The organism is Sphingopyxis sp. HIX (genome assembly GCF_001468285.1).
Classification (GTDB): domain Bacteria; phylum Pseudomonadota; class Alphaproteobacteria; order Sphingomonadales; family Sphingomonadaceae; genus Sphingopyxis.
Genome location: NZ_LNSB01000046.1, coordinates 19,686 through 44,465 on the forward strand (window position 1 = coordinate 19,686; position 24,780 = coordinate 44,465).

The 24,780-nt window shown below is 67.3% G+C and carries 27 protein-coding genes; 12 read left to right on the forward strand and 15 right to left on the reverse strand.

Translation table 11 applies throughout. The annotated features are described in order from the left end of the window. Positions 1-96: 96 nt before the first annotated feature. Complete coding sequence (locus ATE62_RS18695) at positions 97-786, reverse strand: glutathione S-transferase N-terminal domain-containing protein (protein ID WP_058809774.1); 690 nt, start codon at positions 784-786, stop codon at positions 97-99. Then, complete coding sequence (locus tag ATE62_RS18700; protein ID WP_058809773.1) at positions 783-1,070, reverse strand: chorismate mutase; 288 nt, start codon at positions 1,068-1,070, stop codon at positions 783-785. Before ATE62_RS18700 ends, ATE62_RS18695 begins: the two co-directional genes overlap by 4 nt. Before the next feature lie 104 nt (positions 1,071-1,174). On the opposite strand from ATE62_RS18700, the gene ATE62_RS18705 reads away from it, so the two are divergent. The 4 genes from ATE62_RS18705 (at position 1,175) to ATE62_RS18720 (ending at position 5,508) form a co-directional block, all read left to right on the forward strand. Beyond that, the gene (locus ATE62_RS18705) at positions 1,175-2,188 is read left to right on the forward strand and encodes a polyprenyl synthetase family protein (RefSeq protein ID WP_058809772.1); all 1,014 of its coding nucleotides are present in this window, start codon (positions 1,175-1,177) and stop codon (positions 2,186-2,188) included. 112 nt (positions 2,189-2,300) lie between these two features. After that, positions 2,301-2,687 (forward strand): DUF1801 domain-containing protein, encoded by a 387-nt coding sequence (locus ATE62_RS18710; protein ID WP_058809771.1) that lies wholly within the window; start codon positions 2,301-2,303, stop codon positions 2,685-2,687. After that, on the forward strand, positions 2,684-5,161 hold the full coding sequence (hrpB, locus tag ATE62_RS18715) for an ATP-dependent helicase HrpB (RefSeq protein ID WP_058809770.1): 2,478 nt from the start codon (positions 2,684-2,686) through the stop codon (positions 5,159-5,161). The genes ATE62_RS18710 and hrpB overlap by 4 nt, the downstream gene beginning before the upstream one ends. 68 nt (positions 5,162-5,229) lie before the next feature. Further along, on the forward strand, positions 5,230-5,508 hold the full coding sequence (locus ATE62_RS18720) for an ETC complex I subunit (protein ID WP_058809769.1): 279 nt from the start codon (positions 5,230-5,232) through the stop codon (positions 5,506-5,508). Between the two features lie 116 nt (positions 5,509-5,624). On the opposite strand, the gene ATE62_RS18725 is transcribed toward ATE62_RS18720, so the two are convergent. From ATE62_RS18725 to ATE62_RS18745, 5 genes are all read right to left on the reverse strand, one after another. Continuing rightward, complete coding sequence (locus tag ATE62_RS18725; RefSeq protein ID WP_058809768.1) at positions 5,625-5,840, reverse strand: DUF4170 domain-containing protein; 216 nt, start codon at positions 5,838-5,840, stop codon at positions 5,625-5,627. Between the two features lie 74 nt (positions 5,841-5,914). Beyond that, a complete protein-coding gene (locus ATE62_RS18730) occupies positions 5,915-6,289 on the reverse strand; it encodes a hypothetical protein (RefSeq protein WP_231736314.1) in 375 nt (124 codons plus the stop codon). Further along, complete coding sequence (locus ATE62_RS18735; protein ID WP_058809766.1) at positions 6,270-6,656, reverse strand: hypothetical protein; 387 nt, start codon at positions 6,654-6,656, stop codon at positions 6,270-6,272. The genes ATE62_RS18730 and ATE62_RS18735 overlap by 20 nt, the downstream gene beginning before the upstream one ends. Next, positions 6,656-7,048, reverse strand: coding sequence for a phage holin family protein (locus ATE62_RS18740; protein ID WP_231736315.1), 393 nt, complete (start codon positions 7,046-7,048; stop codon positions 6,656-6,658). The genes ATE62_RS18735 and ATE62_RS18740 overlap by 1 nt, the downstream gene beginning before the upstream one ends. 84 nt (positions 7,049-7,132) lie before the next feature. Next, complete coding sequence (locus ATE62_RS18745) at positions 7,133-7,669, reverse strand: hypothetical protein (RefSeq protein ID WP_058809764.1); 537 nt, start codon at positions 7,667-7,669, stop codon at positions 7,133-7,135. A 213-nt stretch (positions 7,670-7,882) separates the two neighbouring features. Between ATE62_RS18745 and eno the strand changes: the two genes are divergently transcribed. Beyond that, positions 7,883-9,157 carry a phosphopyruvate hydratase gene (gene eno / locus ATE62_RS18750; protein WP_058809763.1) on the forward strand — a complete coding sequence of 425 codons (1,275 nt, stop codon included), beginning with the start codon at positions 7,883-7,885 and terminating at the stop codon, positions 9,155-9,157. A 29-nt stretch (positions 9,158-9,186) separates the two neighbouring features. On the opposite strand, the gene ATE62_RS18755 is transcribed toward eno, so the two are convergent. Both ATE62_RS18755 and ATE62_RS18760 read right to left on the reverse strand, forming a co-directional pair. Further along, entirely contained in the window at positions 9,187-10,230 is a 1,044-nt protein-coding gene (locus tag ATE62_RS18755; protein ID WP_058809762.1) for a GSU2403 family nucleotidyltransferase fold protein, read from the reverse strand. Between the two features lie 81 nt (positions 10,231-10,311). After that, positions 10,312-12,243, reverse strand: coding sequence for a S9 family peptidase (locus ATE62_RS18760; RefSeq protein ID WP_058809761.1), 1,932 nt, complete (start codon positions 12,241-12,243; stop codon positions 10,312-10,314). Positions 12,244-12,342: 99 nt separating this feature from the next. Here ATE62_RS18760 and ATE62_RS18765 point away from each other — a divergent pair, with 99 nt between their 5' ends. The 3 genes from ATE62_RS18765 to ATE62_RS18775 all read left to right on the forward strand — a co-directional run bounded on the left by ATE62_RS18765 (position 12,343) and on the right by ATE62_RS18775 (position 15,256). After that, a complete protein-coding gene (locus tag ATE62_RS18765) occupies positions 12,343-12,678 on the forward strand; it encodes an FtsB family cell division protein (RefSeq protein ID WP_058809760.1) in 336 nt (111 codons plus the stop codon). Between the two features lie 129 nt (positions 12,679-12,807). Then, positions 12,808-13,878: a pyruvate dehydrogenase (acetyl-transferring) E1 component subunit alpha gene (pdhA, locus tag ATE62_RS18770; protein ID WP_058809759.1), complete on the forward strand. Its 1,071-nt coding sequence runs from the start codon at positions 12,808-12,810 to the stop codon at positions 13,876-13,878. Position 13,879: 1 nt separating this feature from the next. Then, positions 13,880-15,256: a pyruvate dehydrogenase complex E1 component subunit beta gene (locus tag ATE62_RS18775; protein ID WP_058809758.1), complete on the forward strand. Its 1,377-nt coding sequence runs from the start codon at positions 13,880-13,882 to the stop codon at positions 15,254-15,256. A 44-nt stretch (positions 15,257-15,300) separates the two neighbouring features. Here the strand turns inward: ATE62_RS18775 and ATE62_RS18780 are convergent, their stop codons facing one another. Genes ATE62_RS18780 through ATE62_RS18790 form a run of 3 tightly spaced genes read right to left on the reverse strand, consistent with a single transcriptional unit; the run spans position 15,301 to position 18,430 of the window. Continuing rightward, entirely contained in the window at positions 15,301-15,936 is a 636-nt protein-coding gene (locus tag ATE62_RS18780; protein WP_058809757.1) for a TadE/TadG family type IV pilus assembly protein, read from the reverse strand. Beyond that, positions 15,930-16,529 carry a TadE/TadG family type IV pilus assembly protein gene (locus ATE62_RS18785; protein WP_058809756.1) on the reverse strand — a complete coding sequence of 200 codons (600 nt, stop codon included), beginning with the start codon at positions 16,527-16,529 and terminating at the stop codon, positions 15,930-15,932. Before ATE62_RS18785 ends, ATE62_RS18780 begins: the two co-directional genes overlap by 7 nt. Beyond that, the gene (locus ATE62_RS18790) at positions 16,526-18,430 is read right to left on the reverse strand and encodes a TadE/TadG family type IV pilus assembly protein (protein ID WP_058809755.1); all 1,905 of its coding nucleotides are present in this window, start codon (positions 18,428-18,430) and stop codon (positions 16,526-16,528) included. The genes ATE62_RS18785 and ATE62_RS18790 overlap by 4 nt, the downstream gene beginning before the upstream one ends. Before the next feature lie 224 nt (positions 18,431-18,654). Between ATE62_RS18790 and ATE62_RS18795 the strand changes: the two genes are divergently transcribed. The 3 genes from ATE62_RS18795 (at position 18,655) to ATE62_RS18805 (ending at position 20,452) form a co-directional block, all read left to right on the forward strand. Continuing rightward, entirely contained in the window at positions 18,655-19,308 is a 654-nt protein-coding gene (locus ATE62_RS18795; protein ID WP_058809777.1) for a hypothetical protein, read from the forward strand. An 83-nt stretch (positions 19,309-19,391) separates the two neighbouring features. After that, entirely contained in the window at positions 19,392-20,105 is a 714-nt protein-coding gene (gene cysE, locus ATE62_RS18800; protein ID WP_058809754.1) for a serine O-acetyltransferase, read from the forward strand. Further along, positions 20,105-20,452, forward strand: a complete 348-nt coding sequence (locus ATE62_RS18805; protein WP_058809753.1) for a DUF2794 domain-containing protein — start codon at positions 20,105-20,107, stop codon at positions 20,450-20,452. Before cysE ends, ATE62_RS18805 begins: the two co-directional genes overlap by 1 nt. On the opposite strand, the gene ATE62_RS18810 is transcribed toward ATE62_RS18805, so the two are convergent. The 3 genes from ATE62_RS18810 to ATE62_RS18820 all read right to left on the reverse strand — a co-directional run bounded on the left by ATE62_RS18810 (position 20,430) and on the right by ATE62_RS18820 (position 23,202). Next, the gene (locus tag ATE62_RS18810; protein ID WP_058809752.1) at positions 20,430-21,500 is read right to left on the reverse strand and encodes a hypothetical protein; all 1,071 of its coding nucleotides are present in this window, start codon (positions 21,498-21,500) and stop codon (positions 20,430-20,432) included. The two genes, ATE62_RS18805 and ATE62_RS18810, sit on opposite strands and share 23 nt — an antisense overlap. Before the next feature lie 78 nt (positions 21,501-21,578). Further along, entirely contained in the window at positions 21,579-22,235 is a 657-nt protein-coding gene (locus tag ATE62_RS18815) for a DUF4328 domain-containing protein (RefSeq protein ID WP_058809751.1), read from the reverse strand. Positions 22,236-22,299: 64 nt separating this feature from the next. Continuing rightward, positions 22,300-23,202: an SDR family NAD(P)-dependent oxidoreductase gene (locus tag ATE62_RS18820; RefSeq protein ID WP_058809750.1), complete on the reverse strand. Its 903-nt coding sequence runs from the start codon at positions 23,200-23,202 to the stop codon at positions 22,300-22,302. A 202-nt stretch (positions 23,203-23,404) separates the two neighbouring features. Here ATE62_RS18820 and ATE62_RS18825 point away from each other — a divergent pair, with 202 nt between their 5' ends. Continuing rightward, positions 23,405-24,625, forward strand: coding sequence for an OprO/OprP family phosphate-selective porin (locus ATE62_RS18825; protein ID WP_197411740.1), 1,221 nt, complete (start codon positions 23,405-23,407; stop codon positions 24,623-24,625). Positions 24,626-24,780 lie beyond the last annotated feature (155 nt).

Genomic DNA, 24,780 nt, shown 5'->3' on the forward strand with positions numbered 1-24,780 from the left:
GGCATCGGCCCCTCCACCACCGCTTCGCGGCGGTCCCCCTCCCCATCGCTTCGCGACAGGGAGGATTAAGATGACCGCTCCCGCCCGATACCGGCCTCAGGTCGCCGTCACCACCAACCCACGCTGCACCCCCGGCCGCGCCAGCCCCGCATCGAGCCAGCGCTGCACATGCCCGAACCGCTCGAACCCGACGATCTCGGCGGCATCGTAGAAACCGATCAGGTTGCGCACCCAGCCGAGCAGCGAAATGTCGGCGATGCTGTAGCCTTCGTCGATGATCCACTCGCGCGCCGCCAGCCGGTCGTTCAGCACCCCGAGCAGCCGCGCCGATTCCGCTGCGTAGCGGTCGCGCGGGCGCTTGTCCTCATACTCGCGCCCCGCGAATTTGTGGAAGAAGCCGAGCTGGCCGAACATCGGCCCCGCGCCGCCCATCTGCCACATCAGCCACTGGATCGTCTCGTAGCGCGTCGCGGGATCGGCCGAGAGGAATTGGCCGCTCTTGTCGGCGAGATAGATCAGGATCGCGCCCGATTCGAACAGCGCCAGCGGCTTGCCGCCCGGCCCGTTCGGATCGTAGATCGCGGGAATCTTGCCATTGGGATTGAGCGCGAGGAACGCCGGATCGTGGCTCTCGTTCGCCATGATGTCGATGCGGTGCGGCTCATAGGGCAGGCCGCTTTCCTCGAGCATGATCCCGACCTTCACCCCGTTCGGCGTCGGCGCCGAGAAGAGCTGGAGCCGGTCGGAATGCTGCGCCGGCCACTTCGCGAAGATCGGGTGCGTCATGCGTCCTGCTCCCGCTTCGCCTTCTGGTGGTGGCGGATCACTTCCTCGATGATGAAGCGCAGGAATTTCTCGGTGAAATCGGGGTCGAGGTCGGCGTCGCGCGCCAGTTCGCGCAGCCGCCCGATCTGGCGCTCCTCGCGCCCCGGATCGGCGGGAGGCAGGCCCTCGCGCGCCTTGAGTTCGCCGACCGCCTTGGTCACCTTGAACCGTTCGGCGAGCATATAGACGAGCGCCGCGTCGATATTGTCGATGCTCTGGCGGTAACGGCTCAGCTGGTCGTCCATATGCGGCTCCTCTTATGCCCGGCACGCTTGGCACTGCGGAGGCGTTCAAAGCAAGCCGAAAGTCGTTGCAAAATGATGGCCCTCCGGCCAATGCGGCACCTGTCATGAGTGCCGAAATCCACCGCCTCCACGGCGACAAGCCGCCTTCGCTCGACCCGATGATGGCGCTCGTCGCCGCCGACATGAACGAGGTCAATGCGGTCATCCTCGACCGCATGCAGTCCGAAGTGCCGCTGATTCCCGAGCTCGCGGGCCACCTGATCGCCGGCGGCGGCAAGCGCATGCGCCCGATGCTGACGCTCGCCTGCGGCAAGCTGCTCGACTATCCGGGCCGCCGCCACTGCAAGCTCGCCGCCGCGGTCGAATTCATCCACACCGCGACGCTGCTCCACGACGACGTCGTCGACGGCTCCGACCTCCGCCGCGGCCGCAAGACCGCCAACATCATCTGGGGCAATAGCGCGTCGGTGCTGGTCGGCGACTTCCTGTTCAGCCGCGCGTTCGAGGTGATGGTCGAGGATGGCTCGCTCAAGGTGCTCAAGATCCTGAGCCGCGCCTCGGCGGTGATCGCCGAGGGCGAGGTCAACCAGCTCTCGGCGCAGCGCCGCATCGAGACCAGCGAGGACCAGTATCTCGCGATCATCAACGCCAAGACCGCCGAGCTTTTCGCCGCCGCGTGCAAGATCGCCGCGGTCGTCGCCGAGCGCGACGATTCGACCGAGGCGGCGCTCGACAGCTATGGCCGCAACCTCGGCGTCGCCTTCCAGCTCGTCGACGATGCGATCGACTATGTCTCCGACGCCGAGACGATGGGCAAGGGCGTCGGCGACGACTTCCGCGACGGCAAGGTCACGCTGCCCGTGATCCTCGCCTACGCCCGCGGCAGCGCCGAGGAGCGCGAATTCTGGAAACAGGCGATCGTCGGCCACCGCAGCTCGGACGAGGATCTCGCCTATGCGACCTCGCTGCTCCACAAGCACGACACGATCGCCGACACGCTGGCGAGGGCGCGCCATTACGGCCAGCGCGCGGTCGACGCGATCGGCGGCTTCCGCGCCAGCCAGGCCAAGGCGGCGCTGACCGAAGCCGTCGCCTTCGCGGTCGCGCGTGCTTATTGATATTTCGGAATTCCATTTCCCTTCTTTGTGCCTTTGCGCCTTTGCGTGAGATTTTTCTGGTTTCACGCAAAGGCGCAAAGGCACAAAGAAGAAGCAAGGGGGGCCTGAAGCAATGTCGATGATGGGCCCGGCGGCGGCAGATCCCGATGCCTATATCGAGGCGCTTTCGGGATGGCAGCGCGAGCGCTGCATCATGCTTCGCGCCGCAGTGATGCGCGCCGCGTCTTTCGACGAGACGATCAAATGGACCAACCTCGTCTTCATGGCGAACGGCCCGTGCATATTGATCCGCGCCGAGGAGCATCGCGTGCTGCTCGGCTTCTGGCGCGGCAAAAGGCTGCGCGACATCGAACCGCGGATCAAGGCGAGCGGCAAATATGAACTCGGCAATCTGGTGATGACCGAGGGCACCGCCGTCGATCCCGCGACCGTCGAACGGCTCGCCGCCGAGGCCCACCGGCTTAATTTCGAACTCGGCAATCCGTCGACAAGGACATGAGCCTCCCCCTGCCGATCGACGCGGTGCTGCCCGATATCATGGCGGCGCTGACGCTGAAACCCAATGTCGTCGTCGTCGCGCCGCCGGGCGCCGGCAAGACGACGCGCGTCGCTCCCGAAATCCTGAAGCAGCCCTGGTGCAAGGGCGCGGTGTGGCTGCTCTCGCCCCGCCGCCTCGCCGCGCGCGCCGCCGCCGAACGCATCGCCGAGGAAACGGGGACGAAGGTCGGCGATTTGGTCGGCTATGCCACGCGGCTCGACAGCAAGCAGTCGAAGGATACGCGGCTGCTGGTCATGACGCCGGGGCTCTTCCGCAACCGCATCCTCGACGATCCCGAATTGTCGGGGGTCACCGCGGTGCTGTTCGACGAAGTGCACGAACGCAGCCTCGACGGCGACTTCGCGCTCGCGCTGGCGATCGACGCGCAACAGGGGCTGCGCGACGACCTCCGCCTCGTCGCCATGTCGGCGACGCTCGATGGCGCGCGTTTCGGGGCGCTGCTCGGCAATGCACCGGTGGTGAAGAGCGAGGGCAAGAGCTGGCCGCTCGAGCTGCGCCATATCGGCCGCCGCGCCGAGGACCGGCTCGAGATCGCCGTGCTCGCGGCGGTGCGGCAGGCGCTGACCGACGAGCCGGCCGATGAGGGTGGGGGCGATATCCTGACCTTCCTGCCCGGCGCGGGCGATATCGAACGCGCGGCGACCGCGGTCGAGGAAGCGCGGCTGCCGCTCGTCGTCCACCGGCTGCACGGCCAGATTGATCCGGCGCTGCAGCGCGCGGCGCTCGTCCGCGACCCCGGCGGCCAGCGCAAGCTGATCCTCGCGACGAGCATCGCCGAAACCAGCCTGACCATCGAGGGGGTGCGCATCGTCATCGACGCCGGCCTGTCGCGCCGCCCGCGCTTCGACAAGGCGGCGGGCATTGCACGGCTCGTCACCGAACGCGCCAGCCAGGCCTCGGCAACGCAGCGCGCGGGGCGTGCGGCGCGGCAGGGGCCGGGGATCGCCTACCGCCTGTGGGAAGCCGCGGCGACCGCGGGCATGCCGCCCTTCGACCCGCCCGAAATCCACGAGAACGACTTGATGCCCGTCGTGCTCGACTGCGCGAGCTGGGGCATCGTCGATCCGCGCCAGCTGGGCTGGCTCGATCCGCCGTCGCCCGCCGCGATCAGCGAGGCGAAGACAAGGCTGCAGGCGATCGGCGCGCTCGCGGCCGATGGGCGGATCACCCCCCACGGCCATGCGCTCGCGGCGATCCCGCTACCGGTCCCGCTCGCGCATATGATCCTCGATGCCGCGGCGGCGGGCGAGGCCGAGCTCGCCGCGCGGCTCGCGGTGCTGCTCACCGAGCCGGGGCTCGGCGGGCGCGGGGTCGATGTCGAGGCGCGGCTCCAGCGCTGGAAAGGCTCGCGGAACGACCGCGCCGAGGGCGCGTGGCGGCTCGCGCGGCGGCTCGCTTCGCTGGCGGAGAAGCGCGTCGGCGACGGCGCGCCCTTGACCTCGCGCTCGGTCGGCGGCTGGATCGCGACCGCCTGGCCCGATCGCGTCGCACGCCAACGCGCCGGGCAGCGCGGCGAATATCTCAGCGTCGGCGGCCGCGCCTACAAGCTCGACCCGCTCGATCCGCTCGCAGGCCATGAATGGCTCGCCATCGCCGATGCGCAGGGCCATGCCGCGGGCGTCCGCATCCTCGCCGCCGCGCCGATCGCGCAGGTCGAGGTGGAAGCGATCTTCGCCGACCGCATCGTCGCGCATTCGGGCAGCATTTACGACGCGGCGAACGACCGCGTCGATCACCGCCGCGAACGCCGCTTGGGCGCGATCGCGCTGACCAGCGGCAAGGCGGGGCGCGAGGAAAGCGCCGAAGACGATGCGGCGCTGCGCCTCGCGGCGGTGCGCGACAAGGGGCTCGGGCTGATCGGCTGGGGACCGGCCGCGCAGGCGCTGCGGCTGCGCGCCTCCTTCGCGGGCATCGACGCGCTGTCGACCGCGGCGCTCGCGGACGGCCTCGACTTCTGGCTCGCGCCGCTGCTGCCCGGATGCCGGGGGCTGCGCGACATCGGCGACCGGCGGCTCACCGACGCGCTGATGGGGCTGCTCGACTGGCCGGCGCGGCAATTGCTCGAAAAGCGTGCGCCCGACGATTATGCGACGCCCGCGGGCAGCCATCACAGGATCGACTATGGCGCCGACGGCGGGCCGCAGGTTTCGGTGCGCGTGCAGGAGATGTTCGGACTGGCGCGCCACCCGACCGTCGGCGAGCCGCCGGTGCCGCTGGTGCTCGCGCTGACCTCGCCCGCGCACCGCCCGATCCAGACGACGCGCGACATCGCGAGCTTCTGGAGCGGCAGCTGGCACGAGGTGGCGCGCGAGATGCGCGGCCGCTATCCCAAGCATAGCTGGCCCGATGACCCGGCGACCGCGCGGCCGACCCTGCTGACTAAGGCGGCGCAGGCGCGGCGCGACGGCGCGTGACGATCACCCTTTTCGTCGGCGCACCGACGCGCTAAGGCGCGGCAAAGGCTCCATCCGAGGACGAGAATATGAAGGCCCGCATTTTCCAGAAGCCCAAGAACGCGATGCAGTCGGGGCGTGCGGGGACGCAGCGCTGGATGCTCGAATTCGCGCCGGCCGAGGCGCGCAAGGCCGACCCGCTGATGGGCTGGGCCGGCAGCGGCGACACGCAGCGCCAGCTGCGGCTGGGCTTTGCGACGCAGGAAGAGGCGGTCGCCTATGCGGAGCGCAACGGCATCGACGCCGAAGTGATCGCGACCCCCGAGCGCAAGCTCAAGATCCAGGCCTACGCCGACAATTTCCGGTAACTGGCCGTCGCCCCCGCGAAGGCGGGGGCCGCTATCGGTTTACCCAACGACGCCGGATAAGGCCCCTAGCGGCCCCCGCCTTCGCGGGGGCGACGCGGCTATTCGCCTGTCGGCGACTATTCCGCGTCGGGCTGCAGCAGCTTGTGCAGATGCACCACGACATATTTCATTTCGGCGTCGTCGACGGTGCGCTGCGCGGCGCTGCGCCATGCTTTTTCGGCGCTCTTGTAATCGGGATAGAGGCCGACGACGTCGAGGTCATGGAGGTCGACGAAGTCGAGGCCCTGCGGGTCGCTGACGCGGCCGCCGAACACCAGGTGCAATTTGCTCATGATGGCTTTCCTAGCAGCGAGGGGGAGAAGCCGCGCCCCCTATCAGCGCCGCGCCGTTCGGGCAAGGCCGCGGCTCACGCCTCGCCGTCGTCGCCCTTGCTGCCGCCGCCCTTGGGCAGCAGCGCACCGAGCAGGGCGCCGATCGCCGCGGCGCCCGCGACGAGCGCGATCGGCTGCTTTTCGGCGACGTCCTTGAGCTTCGAATTGGCGCGCTTCGCCTGTTCCTTGCCCTTGGCGAGCGCTTCGCCGGCGGCGTCGCGCGCGACCGCGGCCTGCTCGGCACCCTTGGCGGCGAGCTCGCTCGTCGCGGCGCGCGCGCGGCCGTAACCGTCCTGGATGCGCGCCTTGGCCGCCTCGGCGGTCTGCTTGGCATTTTCGGCGGTTTTCTGGGCAACTTCACTCACTTTCGCGGTGGTTTCGCGGGCGGTTTCACTGAGCGGCTTCATCATGGTCCTCCGTAATGTCACTATCGTCGTTCCCATCGGCGTGGTCCGGACGGATTTTCTCGAGCCCCGCTTCGGCGAGGTCGCGCAGCTTGCGGCCGAGGCGCGGGGCATGTTCCTTGATCGGCTCGCGGAAGAGCCAGGCGAGGCCCGCCGCCGCGGCGAGCGCGATCGGCAAGCGGTTGTCCTTGAACTGTTTTTGTACCGCATGCGCGGCATCGTCGACCGCGACGCCGGCGCGATATTTGCCGCGCTTGTAGAGCGATTTGGGCTTGAAGGCCTCGCCCGCGACGCCGAGCTTGCGCCCGAGTTCGGCGCGCTGGATCATCGCGCGGCGCGCGGCATTGGCGAGGCGGGCGCGCGACGGGCGCATCAGTCGTCCTCTCCGGGCAGGAAATTGTCGCGGAACGCGGCCTTGACGTCGGCATAATGGAGCTGCGCGCGCCACCCGGCGAAGGCGGCGACGAGCAGCAGCACCGCGACGACGATCAGCGTCGCCAGCAGCGGCCCGACATATTGCGCGAGCACGAGGATCGCCCCGAAGGCGAGCGCGAGCATCGCGACGACGAGCGCGCTGCCTGCGACGAAACCCCAGGCCGAGGTCCAGCCGACGCCGTGATAGGCGAGCGCACCGCGTGCTTTCAGCAACGCGATCTCCGCCTCCGCGGTCGCCTGCAGATTATCTACGACGTCGCCGACGATCTTTTCGAGCGGCACCGGCGGCGGCGTCACGGGCCGCCCGTCCGGCGCATAGCCGTGGCTCACGCGGTCGAGCGGGCCCCCAATCGGCGAGGCGTCGGCGGGGGCAGGGGGTTCAGGCTGTACGGGCGGCATCTCGCTGGGTCGGGATCAGTCGCTGCTCGAACCCTTGAGCATCCGGGCGAGCACGAAGCCGATCACCGCGGCCGCGCCGACCGACACCGCCGGGTTCTTCTTGACCAGATCCTTGGTCGCCGCGGCGAGTTCGTCGAGATCCTTCTTGTCGAGCGACGAGGCGAGCCCCGCGACGGTCGAGGCGGCCGAGCGGGCATAGTCGCCATATTGCTTGCCGAATTTGCTGTCGACGGTGCCCGCGCTGTCCTCGAGCATCTTGGCGAGGCTGCCGACGGCTTCGGCCGCCTTGTCCTTGCCCTTGGTCGCGGCGGCGCGCGCCTTGACCTTGGCTTCGCCGGCGAGGTTGCTGGCGTCGGCCTTCAGCGAGGCGGCCTTCTTCGAGGCTTCGGCCTTGATCGTCGCGCCGGTGGCGGCGAACTGGTCGCGGATCGGGGTTTCCTTGGCGGCCTTGGCAGCGACGGGCTTGCGCGCGGGCGCGGCCTTGGTCGCGGCGGGCTTGGCGGGTGCCTTGGGCGTCGGCTTCTTGGCGGCGGGAGTAGCGGCTTTGGCCATGGTTCGTCCTCTTCTCTTATCCGGACGCGTCCTTGCGGGCCGCGCCTGTCCCTGTCTCTGCGATAATATAGCAACAGGGCGTGAATGGTTCCATAGGCCCGCAAAATTCACCCATAAATAGCAATGCGAGCGGTTGCACTAGCGGCAGGTCGCCGATAACAGGCGGGCGCTTTCTTCACCTGCTCCGTCCGGGGCTTCAGCAGGACGACATCCATGACCGCCATCATCGACATCCACGGCCGCGAAATCCTCGACAGCCGCGGCAATCCCACGGTCGAAGTCGATGTGCTGCTGGAGGATGGCAGCTTCGGCCGCGCCGCGGTGCCCTCGGGCGCGTCGACCGGCGCGCACGAGGCGGTCGAGCTGCGCGACGGCGACAAGAGCCGCTACCTCGGCAAGGGCGTGACCAAGGCAGTCGCCGCGGTGAACGGCGAGATAGCCGACGCGCTGATCGGCCTCGATGCCGAGGACCAGCGCGAGATCGACATGGCGATGATCGACCTCGACGGCACACCCAACAAGGGCCGCCTCGGCGCCAACGCCATCCTCGGCGTCAGCCTCGCCGCCGCCAAGGCCGCCGCCGATGCGCGCGGCCTGCCGCTCTATCGCTATGTCGGCGGCGTCTCGGCGCGCACGCTGCCGGTGCCGATGATGAACATCATCAACGGCGGCGAGCATGCCGACAACCCGATCGACGTGCAGGAATTCATGATCATGCCCGTCGGCGCCGGCAGCATCGCCGAAGCGGTGCGCTGGGGCAGCGAGATTTTCCATACGCTGAAGAAGGGCCTGTCGGCGAAGGGCCTCGCGACCGCGGTCGGCGACGAGGGCGGCTTCGCTCCGAACCTCGCCTCGACGCGCGACGCGCTCGATTTCATCGCGGCGTCGATCGACCAGGCGGGCTTCAAGCTCGGCACCGACGTCGTGCTCGCGCTCGACTGCGCCGCGACCGAGTTCTTCAAGAACGGCAAATATGAGATCAGCGGTGAAGGCCTATCGCTCAGCCCCGAGCAGATGGCCGACTATCTCGCCGCGCTGGTCGCCGACTATCCGATCAAGTCGATCGAGGACGGCATGAGCGAAGACGACTTCACCGGCTGGAAGGCGCTGACCGACCTGGTCGGCGACAAGTGCCAACTCGTCGGCGACGATCTGTTCGTCACCAACCCCGTGCGTTTGGAGGAAGGCATCAAGACCGGCCTCGCCAACTCGCTGCTCGTCAAGGTCAACCAGATCGGCACGCTGTCCGAAACGCTCGACGCGGTCGATATGGCGCACCGCGCGCGCTACACCGCGGTGATGTCGCACCGCTCGGGCGAGACCGAGGATTCGACGATCGCCGACCTCGCGGTGGCGACCAACTGCGGCCAGATCAAGACCGGCAGCCTCGCGCGCTCGGACCGGCTCGCGAAATACAACCAGCTGATCCGCATCGAGGAAGAACTGGGCGACATGGCGCGCTATCCGGGGGCGTCGATTTTCGGGTGAGGTCTCGGACCCGCGCGCAGATGCTGATTCTAAGGCCAATCTTCCGCGTCTTTTGATGCTGCAAGATTTCGGCCGATTGTTTCTGCCCGGCGCGCGCCTGCCGCCCTGACGTCGTTCGGCAAGGCGTGTAAGGAAGGATCGTCGAACCGCATATCGGGTCGATATTTCAACAGCATCAGGCAAACGGCGTCGGCCTGCGCGCGATCGCGCGTCCGCTTGACGGGGTCTCGGTCGTCGCGTGCGGCAACCCACAGTTTGTGGCAGACAAAGGCGCGCGGATCGGGCGCGACGAGCATGAGCGGGAAACCGCGCTCATCGATAGCCATCGTCTCGACGCGTGGACAGCTTTCCAGCCAGGTCAGGCCGTCGACCTCGGCCGCCATGAGGTCGTCGCTATCGTTGCCAAGGCGCTGGCGAAACTTTCGTGTGGCCGGTGTCCGCGTCGAGGGTGTGATAAGATCCACCATGAAGCCGTCGCGGTTCGCAGCGCGGAAGCTGTTCGGGGCCGTCGGCTCGAACGAGGTATCGACGCGATGGAGCGAGCCGACCAAGCCTGTTTCGGCCAACCCCGATGAGACGAGGTTGAGGCTGCCGCGCGCATCGTAGAGCAGGTCGATGTCCTGCGTCGCGGCCAGATCGCGACCGAAATGTATGCCAGCCATCCGTTCATAGGCATAGAGCGCGTTGGTACCTACGACGCTCATCCCTTTGCCGAGTACGCCCAGTTTATCGAGATGGCGAAGGATGCGTGCGGTCAATTCCGGGACGCGGCCCAATTCCATCGCGCGGAGGATCGGCGCCTGTTTCCTGATCGCCTGATCGAGCGCGGCAAGCCGGTCCTTCCCGCTCTGCCGCCCCTCATGAAAACGATCGTAGATATGTTCGGTTTCGGCGCTGGCGGGACCGAGGCTGCGCCATACGCCGTCGGTCTTGCGATAGAGATAGCGCCTGCCCGAGACGGTTTTCCAAGACATCGAGCCGGCGAAGCGTGCAACATTCGTGCGAGCGACCTCCCTCCACAAGAGGAAGCGCTGTTCACAATCGATCAGCTCGCGTCGTTGATTACCGTCCAACTCTCTCATCGAAGGAATTTATCCCTTTTTGGACAAAAAACCAACAAAAAGGGATAATGGGGCCGGAGGTCGAGCGAAAGCTCACTCCCCCTTCAGATATTTATCGAACCACCCGATCGTCCGGCGCAGCGAGTCCAGCTGGTTTTCGCGCTTCTGGAAGCCATGGCCTTCGCCGGGGTAGTAGATCGTCTCGACGACATTGCCCTTGGCCTTGAGGATATCGTGCACCTCCTGCGCCTGGCCGCGGGGGACGCGGATGTCGTTTTCGCCCTGGATGGTGAGCAAAGGCGCCTTGGCGGCCTTGATGTAAGTGAGCGGCGAGGAGGCGTCGTAGACCGCGCCGTCGGCCTCGGGCGTGCCGAGCAGGGTGCGCTGATAGGCTTTCAGGAGTTCGTCCTGGTCGCGGTACATGGTGCGCCAGTTGATGATGCCGAACCATTGCACCGCCGCGGCGAATTCGTCGGGGGTGCGGCCGATCGCCATCAGCGACATGAAGCCACCATAAGAGCCGCCGAAGATGCCGACCTTCTTCGCATCGACATAGCCCGACTGGACGAGGAAGGTCTTGGCCGCGACGGTGTCCTTGAGGTCGCCGCCGCCGAGATCCTTGAAATTCGCCTCCTGGAACGCCTTGCCATAGCCGGTCGAGCCGCGGAAGTTGGGCTGGATCACGACATAGCCGCGCGTCGCAAAGGCCGTCGCATAGCGCGAGAAGCCGTCCTGCGCCTGGCCGGTCGGGCCGCCGTGCGGGATGACGATCGCGGGGTTGCCGCCGTCGCGCTTCAGGTTGAAGGGCATGGTGACGACCGCGCTGATCGGGGTGCCGTCGAAGCTCTTGTAGGTCACGATCTGCGACTTGGGGAGCAGCGCGGGGGTCAGGCTGGCCATCGCGAGCGGCACGATGGGCACCGCCTTGTTGCCCGCCAAGTCATAGGCATAGAGCATCGTCGGCGAGTCCGCGCCGCTGCGCGTCACGAACATCCGCGTCCCGTCGGGCGAGATGGCGGCGAGGCCGGGGATCGACGCGCGGCCGGGATCGAGCGCGAGGTCGGTCTTGGCCATGGTCTTAAGGTCGACGCGCGCCAGCGTCGAGCGGCCGTCGTTGTTGGTGCGCACGAACATCGCCTTGCCGTCGGGGGTGACGATGTCGCTCGTCTCCTCCCACGGCGTTTTCGGCAGCCACGCCCATGTCTTCGTCGCGACGCTATAGGCGCCGGCGTGCGGCTGGCCGGTGCCGTCGTCGGTGGTCACCGCGAGGACGCTGCCGTCGGGGGTGGCGCCGCTCGCGGCATAGATGGTCTTCGCCTTGCCGAGCAGCAGCGTCGCGGCGCCGCTCTGGGCGTCGACCTTCCACACTTCGCTGACCGAGCTGTCGACGAGGCTGCGGTTGGCGATAATCGCCTTGCCGCCGTCGACCCACGCCGCGGGCGCCCAGCTGTACGCCGGGTCCTTCTCGGCGGTGAGATTGCGGACCTTGCCGCTGGCGTCCATCACCGCGAGATTGCTCTGGCCCTCGCTCTTGAGCTTGGTCGACAGCGCGACGAGGCCGCCCGCGGGGCCGACGAGCAGGCTGGTTTCGCTGCGTTCGGGGGTGTTGGTGAGGTTCTCGGGCGAGCCGCCCGCGGTGGGCACGCGGTAGACGTCATAATATTCGTTCCCGCCGGCATCCTGCGTGAAATAGAGCCACTGGCCATTGCGCGACGTCGCGAGCCCCGCCTGCGCCTCGTCCGACTGGGTGAGCTGCACCGGCCAGCTGCCGCCCGCGTCCATGCGCCAGATGTTGACGCGGCCGGTGAGGTCGGTGGCGATGAACATCGATTTGCCGTCGGCGCTCCACACCGCGTCGTAGAGCGAACGCGTGACGCCGATGTCGTCCAGCGGCACCGGCCGCGCCGCGGGGTTGGCGGGGGAGGTGATCGTCTTCGGATCGGTGATCGGCCGCTCGGGGGTCGCGACTTGCGCGAAGACGGGTGCGGCGGAGGCGAGCAGAAGGGCGGTGAGAATCGGGCGCATCGGTGAATTCCCCTGTTAGGTCCGATGCACAGACTATCGTGTGGAAAAGCAAAGTATAGGCGCTTGACCCGGCGAATCACTTGTGATTCAAGCGATGTGATGACGCAGCGCCACAAAGTACGGAAATCGGTGAACCGGGCCATCGGTCCCACCGTCGCCGTCCTCGCGGTGCTGGCGATGATCGGTTACGCGATCTTCGGCCCGACCGGCCTCTATGCCTGGGGCGATTACAGCCAGTCGGTCGAGAAGCAGCGCGTCGTGCTCGCGGCGCTGACCAAGAAGCAGGACGAGCTCAAGAACCGCGTCAATTTGCTCGACCGCCGCCGCGTCGATCCCGACCTCGCCGACGAATATGTGCGCGAGAAGCTGGGCGTGATGCACCCCGACGAGGTCGCGATCCCGATGCCGCCCGAGGGCGACGCGCCCGCGCGCTGACGCCTTTCTTCGCGACTTTGCTGCATACGTAAGTTGGACCCGTGCGCGGTCCAAGCGGGCGTTGCCAAGCATGGCTGGCCGGTCCTATAGGGGGCGCTGCCGTAACGGCTAACCCAAAAGGAACCCGCCTTGGCCAAAGCACCCGCGCGTAAGACTGCCGCGCCGAAAAAAGTCGCTTCCACCCCAGCGCCCACCGCCAACCGCGAAAAGCCGCGCGACCCCGCGCCCTATGACGCGACGCCGGAGGAGCTCGAGAAATTCTATCGCGAGATGCTGCTCATCCGCCGCTTCGAGGAGAAGGCGGGGCAGCTCTATGGCCTCGGGCTGATCGGCGGTTTCTGCCACCTCTATATCGGCCAGGAGGCCGTCGCGGTCGGGCTGCAGTCGGCGCTCGACGGCGACAAGGACAGCGTCATCACCGGCTACCGCGACCATGGTCACATGCTCGCTTACGGCATCGACCCCAAGGTCATCATGGCCGAGCTGACCGGGCGTGCCGCGGGCATTTCGCGCGGCAAGGGCGGCTCGATGCACATGTTCAGCGTCGAGCATAAATTCTACGGCGGCCACGGCATCGTCGGCGCGCAGGTGTCGCTCGGCACCGGCCTCGCCTTCGCGCACAAGTACCGCGGCGACGGCGGCGTGGCGATGGCCTATTTCGGCGACGGCGCCGCGAACCAGGGCCAGGTCTACGAGAGCTTCAACATGGCCGAGCTGTGGAAGCTGCCGATCATCTTCGTGATCGAGAACAACCAGTACGCCATGGGCACCTCGGTCAACCGCTCGTCGGCCGAGGACCAGCTCTATCGCCGCGGCGAGAGCTTCCGCATCCCCGGCATGCAGGTCGACGGCATGGACGTGCTCGCGGTGCGCGGCGCGGCCGAGGCGGCGCTCGAATGGGTGCGCGCGGGCAAGGGGCCGGTGCTGATGGAGCTCAAGACCTATCGCTACCGCGGCCACTCGATGTCCGACCCCGCCAAATATCGCAGCCGCGAGGAAGTGCAGGCGGTGCGCGACAAGTCGGATGCGATCGAACATCTCAAGAAGCTGATGACCGATGCGGGCGTCACCGAGGAGAAGTTCAAGGAGATCGACAAGGAGATCCGCCAGATCGTCGCCGAGAGCGCGGACTTCGCCGAAAGCGCGCCCGAACCCGAGCTGCATGAACTTTATACCGACGTGCTGGTGGAGCAATATTGAGATGGCCATCGAATTGAAGATGCCGGCGCTGTCGCCGACGATGGAAGAGGGCACGCTCGCCAAGTGGCTCGTCAAGGAAGGCGACACGGTGAAGTCGGGCGACATCCTAGCCGAGATCGAGACCGACAAGGCGACGATGGAATTCGAAGCCATCGACGAAGGCACGATCAGCCAGATCCTGGTCGCCGAGGGCACCGACAATGTGAAGGTCGGCACCGTGATCGCGACGATCACCGGCGAGGGCGAAGAAGCGGCGCCTGCGCCTGCTGCCGCGCCGGCGCCCGCTCCGGCCGAGGAACCCAAGGCGGCGGAACCTGCGCCGGCTCCAGCTCCCGTTGCGGAGAAGCCCGCAGCGGCCGAGCGCGCCTCCGACCCCGCGATCCCCGAGGGAACCGCGATGGTCAAGCTCACCGTCCGCGAAGCCTTGCGCGACGCGATGGCCGAGGAAATGCGCAAGGACGACCGCGTCTTCGTGATGGGCGAGGAAGTCGCCGAATATCAGGGCGCGTACAAGGTCACGCAGGGGCTGCTCCAGGAATTCGGCCCGCAGCGCGTGGTCGACACGCCGATCACCGAATATGGTTTCGCCGGCCTCGGCTCGGGCGCGGCGATGGGCGGGCTCAAGCCGGTCATCGAGTTCATGACCTTCAACTTCGCGATGCAGGCGATCGACCACATCATCAACTCGGCGGCGAAGACCAACTATATGTCGGGCGGCCAGATGCGCTGTCCGATCGTCTTCCGCGGCCCCAATGGCGCGGCGAGCCGCGTCGCCGCGCAGCACAGCCAGAATTACGCGCCCTGGTACGCCAGCGTCCCCGGGCTGATCGTGATCTCGCCCTATGACTCGGCCGACGCCAAGGGGCTGATGAAGGCCGCGATCCGCAGCGAGGATCCGGTGGTCTTCCTCGAGAACGAACTGCTCTACGGCCGCAGCTTCGAGGTTCCCGACGTCGAGGATTTCGTCCTGCCGATCGGCAAGGCGCGGATCATGCGGCAGGGCGGCGATGTCACCATCGTCAGCTATTCGATCGGCGTCGGGCTCGCGCTCGAAGCCGCCGATGCGCTGGCGGCCGAGGGCATCGACGCTGAGGTGATCGACCTCCGCACGCTGCGCCCGCTCGATACCGTGACCGTGCTTGCGAGCCTCAAGAAGACCAACCGCCTCGTCGTGGTCGAGGAAGGCTGGCCGGTGTGCTCGATCGCCAGCGAACTCGCGATGGTCGCGATGGAGCATGGCTTCGACGACCTCGACGCGCCCGTCATGCGCGTGTGCAACGAGGACGTGCCGCTGCCCTATGCCGCCAATCTGGAAAAGGCCGCGCTGGTCGACACCCCGCGCGTGATCGCGGCGGTGAAGGCGGTTTGTAACCGGTAATCCATAGCGTCGCCCCCGCGAAGGCGGGGGCGACGGCTATCGGTTCAACACACCGCCACATCCGCCTCGGGCGACGGATTGTAGATCTGCCCCAGATCGCGCTCGTCGCGGACGAGGAAGGACGAGGTGTAGCGGATCTCCTGCGGCCCCATCCAACTGCCATAGGCGAGCGGCTGATAGTCGTAGGCGATCTCGACGAACATCACAGCGGTCCCGCGCGGCGCCTTCACGCGCTGGCCGTCGTCGCCCATGCCGGTGAAATGCGTGCCCGTCTTGCCGGTGCCTTCGATGCCGTAACTCGACGGGAAATCCTTGTGCCCGGCGCAGCGCTGCCAGTGGATCCACTGCCCGCCCTCGGCATTTTGCTCGAGGCTCGACAGGATCACGCGCCCGTCCTTTTCGAGCCCCAGCCCCGCATGGCGGTCGAGCAGCGAGTGCAGCAGTTCGTTGACGTCGGCCTCGCGCATCTGCGGCATCGCGGCGCCGGTGTCGATGCTGACGCGCGACGCGGCGTCGGCGAGCGTCGAGGCGGCCTGGCTGACGCGCATATGCGCGAGCGCGAGGTTGGTGAGCTCGATCCCGCCGAGGCCGAGGAACAGCACCGTCGGCAGCAGGATCGCGGTCTCGATTACCGCGCCGGCGCGCGTGTCGCGCAGGAACGCCTTGAGCCGGGTCAGCATATCGATTCCGCGCCGCTTTCGCCGTCGCTGTACGGCTGGTTGCGCAGCAGCGTGCTGGCCGAGATTTCGGTCACCTGCGGCTGCCCGAGCATGCGCCACAGCGGGAAGATGCGGACGAAGTCGACGCTGGCGGTGAATTCGACGACCTGGTTCGCGCGGCCGTTGCCCGCGGCCGACGGGTCGGCGTCCCAGCGGCCGTTGCCGTTACTGTCGTAGAAGCATTCGCCCTCGTCGAAGCGGCCGTTGCCGTCGGCGTCGGTGAAGCGCTCGGGCGTGCGCACGTCGGCATAGCCGGCATAGGCGCGGCGCTCGATGCGGACGACCGCGCCGCCATGGACGTTGCGGACCTGCGCGCGCACCGCTTCGTCGAGCGCATCCTGGTTGCCGGCATAGGCCTGGAGCGTTGCCGAGCGGCCGGCCTCCTCGACGATCCCCGACAGCGATGCCTTCATATAATATTGCCAGGCGAGGTCGAAGATGCCCATCGTCGCGAGCAGGAAGAGCGGCGCCATGAAGGCGAATTCGACCGCCGCGACGCCGCGCCGGTCGCGCAGGAAGCGCCGCAGCGCGGGGAGGGGGACGCGGCGCGTCATTTGGTCAGCCGCAGCTTCGATATCTTGCCCGCGATCTTGCGGAACGCCGCCTGCAGCTCGACCGAGTTCGCCGCCTGAAACGCCTTGTCGCCGCCCGAACATTGCGCGAGCGCCGGGGTCAGTTCGGTGCCGAAGGCGACGATCCAGATCGTCATGCCACGCGCGCGCGTCGCCTTGCACAGCGCGAGAAAACGGTTCTCGACCTCCTGATTGAGCATCGCCGACGTCGGCGTCGCCGCGGCGTTCGTCTGCCGCCGCCGGTCGAGGAAGGGGTGGCCATAGGCGTCATATTCCTTGACCCCGACCGAGATATAGCCGTCGGTCATGAAGATCAGGTGGCGGACCTGGTCGCCGCGGTTCTCGGCGCGGAAAAGGCCGGTCGGCGACAGGAAACGCGCGCCCCACAAGAGCCCGATGTCGTGGTGCGTCGCGCCCGTCGCGACCAGCGTGTCGAGATAATCCTCGAGCTGCACCCCGTCCATCGGCTTCAGCTTTTGCGCGGGGGCAGGGCAGAAGCGCTGGCCCGACCAATGGTCGACCAGATTGGCATATTTGGCGGCCGTGGTGACCGGATCGACATTGGGGCGCATGAAGACGAGCCCGGGGAGCGAGGGTTTCCACTGCGTCGCGGGGTCGCCGGGGCTGGGCACCAGGTCGATCTGCAGGTCGAGCGCCTCGGCGGGGAGCGGGTCGTAGCTGTCGGCGGCGACGGTCTGCCGCTCCTCGATGCAGCCATACCAGGGGATTTCACGGTTGCTGCCGTCGTTGTTGATCTTTGCCTTGACCGAACCGCCCTCGGTCAGCCCGCGCAGTTTCGACACATCATAGGTGATCGGGGCATATTCCCAGGTGATCTCGGTCAACCCGACGGGCTCGGTTACCCATTCGAAAGTGTGATCGTAATTCTCGTTGTCGCTCGCTCGCACCTCGCAGGTCGTTCCGTTGAGGACGGCGCGATAGGTGGTCCCGTTGATCACCTCGTTGAAGGTCTCGATCGTCCGGGTTCCCGGTCGCGGATTCATGACCGGCTCGGTGCGGGTCGATATCAGCGTTTTTTTGACGGTCGCATTGCCCGCCGGCTTGGTCGGGCAACTGTAATAAGAAAGGCCGCTCTCACCGCCGTCGTTATAAACCGCGGGATAGGTCGATTCGAGCCGTTCACTTCTGCTGCCGCCGTTCCTGACGTCGTTGCGCGCATATTGCGTCAGTCCGTCCTTGCTGTTGTTCGATTCGATCCGCCGCGACTGATAGGTCGCCTTGTCGACCATCCAGTCGCGGTCGAGCGAATAGCCGACATTGACCGTCGACGTATAGGGCATGAAGCCGTAGCGGATCGTCGCGCCGCTGGGCTTCACCGCCTCGAGCTCGCCATGGAACCGGGTCACCGCCTCCTTCATCGCGTCGAAGCGCGAGACGCTGTCGCCCGGGTTGACGTCCTTCATCGACCCCGTCGTGTCGAGCACGAACATCACGTCGGTGTTGGTGATTTCCTGCATCGCGCGGCAATTGGCGCCCAGCGCCATGACGTGCTGGCCGAAGACGCGCATCACCGCGGTGTCGAGCTTGGCCGATGCGGCACCGATGATTTCGGAGCCGTTCTGCGACAGTTGGAAGTCGACATCGCGGCTGCCGAAGCTGCTCTGGCCGAAATTGGCGTTGAAATATTCGTCGCCGACCTTGCGGCCGTCGTCGGTCAGGCCCGTGCCCGACACCTTGCGCGCCGCGAGCACGCCGGCGTCGCACGCGGCCTGCAGCCGCGTCTTGGCCATATAGGCGCGGCTGACGTCGATCCCCGACCCGACGAAGGCGACCAGCGGCAGCATCATGCCCGCGACGAGCATCAGCGTGTTGCCGCGCCGGTCGCGCGCGAGGCCGCGCCAAAAGTCAGGCCATGACGCCATGACGGTCCCTGTGTCCCCCTGTCGCGCGGCACCCCTGCCGCTTTCCAACCAGCGCCGGACTAGGGCAGGCGTCGTAAGAGCGGGGCTAAGGCAGATGGTTAACTTGGGTCCGAATCGCGCGCGAAGCCGGGATTCTTCGCTTTCGCCTGTCCCGCGGCGGGACGGTCCGAAGCGGGCGAGGAAGCGCTTGGGTCGCCGCGCGCGGGGTGGTAGCGGTGCGCGCGATGACGACCGAAGCCTCCGACGCTGCAGACGCCGTGCTTTATCCCGACCTGCGCGACCCGCGCGTGATGGTCGCGGTGGCGCGTCCGTGGCGCCCCGCCGCGGCGAGCCTGTGGGCGCTCGCGGCGCGGCTGACGCGTCTGCTCGCCGAAGCGCGCGAGCCGCTGATCGGGCAGATCAAGCTCGCCTGGTGGCGCGACATGATGGCGACGCTGGCGAACGACCCCGACGCGCTGCCCAAGGGCGAGCCGCTGCTCGCCGAGCTCGCCGCGACCTGGGGCGGGCAGGCGGGGCTCGACGCGCTGGTCGACGCCGCCGAGGCGATGCTGCTCGCCGAGGACGACGACGCACGGCGCGAGGCGGCCGAAAGCTTCGGCGCGCGGCTGTTCGCCTTGTCGTCGGCGCAGGGCGGCGACGATCCGCGCGGGCGGCGCTGGGGGCTGCTCTGGGGAGCGGTGCAGCAGGAGGAGGCCGCGGCGGCGCGCGCGCTGTTCGCGGCGGCCGGCGCGACGCTCGCGCCGCGCGGGGCGTTCGCCGGCGATCGCGCCCTGCTGATGCTCGACCGCTGGGCCGCGGCGATCGCCAAACGCGGCGGCGAGAGGCGCTGGCGAAGCGAGGGAGCGTTGCTCTTTCGCGTCGGGCTGATGGGGCGCTGACGAATAAACGACGCCGGGGCTGGAAATGGCGCCGCCGAACATCTATCTGTTGCGGTATAGAATAGGGTCGCAGGGGACGTTTGATGTTCAACGGGCTGGTCGCCTATCTCGATTCGATCAAGGCGCGCGACCCCGCGCCGCGCTCGCGCTGGGAAATCCTGCTCTATCCGGGCCTGCTCGCGGTCGGCATGCACCGCGTCGCGCACTGGCTGTTCGAGGCCGACCTGTTTTTCCTCGCGCGCTTCGTCAATCATTTCGCGCGTTTCCTGACCGCGATCGACATCCACCCGGGTGCGAAGATCGGGCGGCACCTGTTCATCGACCATGGTTTCGGCGTGGTGATCGGCGAGACCGCCGAGATCGGCGACAATGTCTCAATCTATCAGGGCGTGACATTGGGCGGCACCGACCCCGCCAACGGCATCGGCGGCAAGCGCCACCCGACCCTGGCGAACGACGTGATCGTCGGATCGGGTGCGCAGATCCTGGGCCCGGTCACGGTCAGCCCGCGCGCGCGCATCGGCGCCAATGCGGTGGTGACCAAGGATGTGCCCGAGGGTGCGGTGATGGTCGGCATCCCGGCGCGCTCGACGCTGGTCGACGCCAGCGAATATGCGCGCGAGTTCATCCCTTACGGCACGTGCAACGAGACGTTCGACCCCGCGACGCAGAAGGTCGAGCTGCTCCAGTGCCAGCTCGAGCAGCTCCAGAAGCAGCTCGCGGCGCTGGCCGCCGAGCGCGAAGCCGCCGTCGTCGTCAGCGAACCCGCACCGCGCAAGGGGCGTAGCCGCGCCTGATGGGAACGGTGACGCCCCTGCCGCTCGCCGGTCGCACGGCGCCGCAGCAGACCGGTTTCGAGCGCCCCGAACTCATGCGCATCCTCGATCTCTACGGCCGGATGGTCGCGGCGGGGCATTGGCGCGACTATGCGATGGATTTCCATCGCGATGCGGCGATCTTCTCGGCCTTCCGCCGCGCCGCCGAGCGCCCCGAATATCGCATAGAGAAACGCCCCGCACTCAGGAGCCGGCAGGGCATGTGGGCCCTTGTCTCCGAAGCCGGGGCGGTCCTGAAACGCGGGGACGAGCTCGCGAACATACTCGCCCCCGTCGAACGCAAGCTTATGAAGCTGGTATCGGACTAGGCGCGATCGTCGCCGGCAGCTGGTTCGCGAGGTTCGCGGGCAGGAAACCCACCACCACGCTGCGCGCATTCTGCCAGAAGGCCGAGAGCAGCAGCAGCGCCGAGCCGATCACGAAGGCGGTCAGCGCGACGTTGAGCTCGACCGCGCCGAAGGTGCGGAACAGCTCGGTGAGCGCGAACAGCACATAGGCGAGCGCCGAGACGAGCAGCGCACGGCGGTCGATCGCCAGCGCGATGATCCCGAAGAGGATATAGACGCCGACCACCAGCACCGCGGCGCCGCTGCCGATATTGCCGCCGTCGGTCACGCCGAGCAGGTGGAAGATCGGATGCGCGATCATCGGCGCGGCGAGCAGGTGGAGCCAGAAGGCGACGTCGCTGCGGCGCGTCTGGCGCACGCGGTCGCTGCGGTCCCACCACATCGCGAGCACGAAAACGCCGAGCCCGGCGACCAGCACCAGCGACATCACCAGCGTCTCGCTATGCTCCGGCACCCCGGTGATCGACAGCACCAGCGCGATCGCGGTCGCGGCGAGCGCGGCGGTGCCGGCGGCGACGGTGATCGGCACCATGAAGCGGCGCCAGTGGAACCAGGTCGCGCCCGCGGTGATCAGCGCGATCGCGCCGACGACGATCGCGCCGACGGTCTCGTCGGGACGGTTGCCGAAGATCGCCTCGCCATGTTCGACCAGGAAGCCGACCATCGAGGCAAAGACGCCGCCCGCGAAGGCGAGGACGAGCACGATGCTGGGCAGCGCCATACGGCGTTTGCGGGTGAAATATTCGGCGAGGAACCAGGCCGAGCCGGCGACGAAGACGCCCGCGAGCGCGGTGTGGATCGACTGGCCGATCCACGCGACCGCGACGAGCAGGATCACCGCGGCGATGCTGACGAAGATGTCGTTGAAACCGGTGATGAGGCGGAATGATTCCTCGTCCGCCCCGGGGGCGGCGCGCACCGACGCGATATGCGCGCGGAAGGCGGCTACCGCCTCCGGCGTCATGACCTTTGCGTCGACCGCGGCTTGCAGGTCGCTTTCGCTATACATTTGGGGTCGTCCTTCTGTCCGATCCCCTTGCCCCGCGAGACTTATGGCACAACTGTATTAGTGATGCAATACGATAAATCAGGCGAAGGTCGCGGCGGCGGTCAGGCGATCGCGCTGGGCACGCGTGACGCGATCGACGAGGCGAATGGCCAGCGGGTAGAGGAGCAGGTTGGTGACCGAATAGAGCATCGAGAGGATCAGCACCTCGCGCTCCTCGTCCGGGGAGACGGCGTCGAACGACGCCATGGACGCCACGATGCTGACCGCGACCGAGAAGGACCAGAGACCCCACCAGCCGATCAGCAGGCCGTTGCCGCCGGATGAGCTTTCGTCGCTGCTGCCGTGGCTGCTATTCCATATCTGGCGCATCGCCTGATAGGGGCGAAAGAAATTGGCGAACGGGACGAAATGCCACCCGACCGCCCATGCCGGCGTGAAGGTGAGGCCGAGGACGCCCGCGGCCTTGATGTTCGCGGCGGCGCGATAGGTCCACATGCAGAAGATCACGCTGGTCGTCAGTTCGAGCAACAGGTCGGCGGTGGCCACGCCGAAGTAGAGCGCGTTGAGGCCCTCGACCACGGCGTCTTCGGCTAGCGATACATAGCCGTACAGCTCGGCGGCCTGGCCGATCAGGACCAGCAGGATTGCAACGAACCCCACGACGAGCAGGCCCTTCACGAGCCGGCCGCGCCGCTGGAGGAGGGCGATGCCTTCGCCCAGGGTCATGTCGGTCATAAGCGCCCCCGCGATCCGCGCGCGCCGCTTCGGGCGGCCACGGATCGCGACGCGTCTACCAGCCTCAGCCCAGCGCCTGCAAGGCGCGCATCACCGCCATCGACTGTTCGCTACCCGACTGCGGCACGGTCTCGCCATTGCGGTCGATGATCTTCTCCCACGCCGCGGCGACGCCTTCCGGCGTGCGCTCGTCCTCGGGCAGCGCGACGCCGGGGGTCATGGTGACATAGGCGGCGTGGAACGCGCCCGCGCCCGCACCGACGATCATGTTGGTCGGCGCATCCTCGCTGACGAGGTAGAGCGCGGCGGGGACGACATTCTCGGGGGTGAACTTCTCGAACAGTTCGGCGGGGAAGATGTCCTCGGTCATCCGCGTGCCCGCGACCGGCGCGATCGTGTTGCAGCGGATATTGTATTTCGCGCCCTCGAGGTGGAGCGTCTTGGTCAGCCCCGCGAGGCCCAGCTTCGCGGCGCCATAATTGGCCTGGCCGAAATTGCCGTAGAGGCCGGTCGACGAGGCGGTCATCAGCAGGCGGCCATAGGCCTGCTCGCGCATCGTGTCCCACACCGCCTTGGTGACATTGGCGCTGCCGCTGACATGCACCTTCAGCACCAGGTCGAAATCGGCGGGCTCCATCTTGGCGAAGCTCTTGTCGCGCAGGATGCCGGCGTTGTTGATGACGATATGGACACCGCCCCATTCTTCCTTGGCCTTGGCTACCATCTCGACCATCTGCTCATATTCGGTGACGCTGCCGCCGTTCGACATCGCACTGCCGCCGAAGGCCTTGATTTCCTCGACCACCTGCAGCGCCGAGTCCGAATGGCCGGTGCCGTCGCGCGCGCCGCCGAGGTCGTTGACCACGACCTTCGCGCCGCGGCGCGCGAGTTCGAGCGCATAGGCGCGGCCGAGCCCGCCGCCGGCGCCAGTAACGATGGCAACGCGTCCGTCAAATTTGATCGTCATGATGGTCTCCCGGAAGGGGCGATTCCCCGAAAGGTTGCCCGAAAAAACTGGCCTGTCCTTAGCCGCTCGCCGCACGCAGGCAAGGGGTCATCGGAAAAGCGACCGGTGCAACGAAAATGTCATCTAAATTACGTGCAACTGTCACATAGCCGTCATAACAGCGCCGCGAGATTGTCACCCTTACGCAATGGAGCAATTCCCGATGCGCCACATGATGCTTGCCACCGCCGCTGTCCTGATCCCGGTGGCAACGCCTGCATTCGCCGCCGACGCGGCGCAGGGACCCGCGGACAAGGCGCCCGCGGCGGCCGAGGCGAAGCCTGAAAAGGCGGCGGAGAAGAAGTCCGAGTGGGAATTCAAGCCGCGCTGGCGCCTGCAATATGATTTCGCCAATGTCAGCGGCCCCGCGGGGCTCGCCGGCACCGGCAACAGCGAGGAAATCCGCCGCGCCCAGCTGGGCGTCGACATCAAGATGCCCGGTGGCTTTTCGGCGCGCGTCGAGGGCGAGTTCACCGCGGACCCGATCGAGTTCGTCGACGCCTATGTCGCGTGGAACGGCGACGGCATCAACGTGACCGCGGGGCAGCAGAAATTCTTCTCGCCGCTCGACGACATGACGAGCGATCTCAACACCAGCTTCACCGAACGCGCGGCGCTGGTCACCGCGTTCAACTTCACGCGGCGAACAGGGCTGTCGGCGGGCTATGCCAAGGGCGATTTCATGATCAATGGCGGGGTCAGCACCGACCCGCTGATCCAGCTCGACGACGTCGACGACAACAGCCGGGCGGCGCATGTCCGCGCGGTATGGATGCCCAAGTTCGGCAAGACCAGCGTGCATCTGGGCGCCGCCTATCACTGGCGGCATCGCAAGGATTCGGAGCTCGTCCCGGTCCGTTATCGCCAGCGTCCGCTCGTCCATTCGACCGAGACGCGCTATGTCGCGACGCCCGGCCTGCTCGCCGAGCGCGAACAGACCTATGGGGTCGAGGCCGCGGCGGTAAACGGCCCGTTCCACTTCGCCAGCGAAGCCTATTGGCAGCATGCCAGCCGCGACGGCGCCAGCGATCCGACCTTCTTCGGCGCCTATGCAGAGGTCGGAGTGTTCCTGACCAAGGGCGACAGCCGGCCGCTGAAGGGCGGGCAGTTCGGCGCGATCAAGCCGAAGAAGCCACTGGGCGACGGCGGCATCGGCGCGGTGCAGATCAACGCGCGCTACGACTATCTCGACCTCAACGACGCGGGGATCACGGGCGGCACGCAGAAAGGCTATATGGCGTCGATCATCTGGTCGCCGACCAGCTGGATGCGGCTGATGGCCCAATATGCGCGGCTGAACTACCGCAACGCCGCGATCGCGGTGGCGGGCGACCGGGATTATGGCGTCGACGTCGTGGGGGCACGCGTGCAGTTTACCTACTGAGGCGAGAATCGTCGCCCCGGCGCGGGGCCTGCTTTGGGGTGGGGAGCGGACATATTAATCCTCCCTGCGGCGAAGCCGTGGGGAGGGGGAGCGAGCGGAAAGAAGGAACGCGCGGGGCGCGTTGCTTCCCGCGAGGCCGCAGGGTGGTGGAGGGG